This is a genomic window from Kocuria sabuli (assembly GCF_040981185.1).
GTDB lineage: Bacteria > Actinomycetota > Actinomycetes > Actinomycetales > Micrococcaceae > Kocuria > Kocuria sabuli.
In genome coordinates, this window is the sequence record NZ_JAVHZE010000081.1 from 1 (window position 1) to 620 (window position 620).

At 46.3% G+C, this 620-nt stretch carries 1 protein-coding gene; it reads left to right on the forward strand.

Features of this window, described 5'->3' with window-relative positions:
* Positions 1–64 precede the first annotated feature (64 nt).
* Entirely contained in the window at positions 65–565 is a 501-nt protein-coding gene (gene repB / locus RE027_RS17990) for a phage replication protein B (protein ID WP_023323608.1), read from the forward strand.
* Positions 566–620: the final 55 nt, after the last annotated feature.

Sequence of the window (620 nt, forward strand, 5' to 3'; positions counted from 1 at the left end):
CCCGTAAGCCTGGTATTTTGACCGCTGTTGTTAAGCGCATTATGAAAATCAGAGAGGTGTCAAAATGGCTGTGATGACTCTTGATTTGGTACAAAAACAACCTGCCGCACTGCGCGTTGTCATCGGCAAACATCTTGCAGAAGCTCGCTGGCAGGACTCTTGCGATTTTTACAATCAGATGATGGAACGCGACCGCCTGACGGTCTGTTTTCATGCTCAGCTTAAACAGCGTCACGCGACCATGCGTTTTGAAGAAATGAACGATGTAGACCGTGAGCGTCTGGCCTGCGCGATTGACGAGCTGCGCGGTGCGTTTTCTAAACGGCGTCAGGTCGGAGCCAGTGAGTCGGCGTATATAAGTTTTCTGACAGTAAGCCAGCGCCGCACTTTATTCCTTCACGCAGGTTTAACTGAAAAGGAATTTAATCAGCCTTACTGGCGAGTTAATGAAGAGTCATGTTATTGGCGTGAGAAATTATTTCGTGCTCTACGTGAGTTATTCAGCCTCTTTGAATATGCCCCAACTATTTTGACCTCGGTTAAGCCCGAGCAATATTTGCATTAACTTAATAAAAGAAATTTTTACGCGCTTGAATGCGTGGGACATCTTTTTGTCTGGA

Coding starts and splice junctions, on each gene's coding strand:
- repB (WP_023323608.1), top strand. CDS start 65: ATGGCTGTGATGACTCTTGATTTGGTACAAAAACAACCTGCCGCACTG.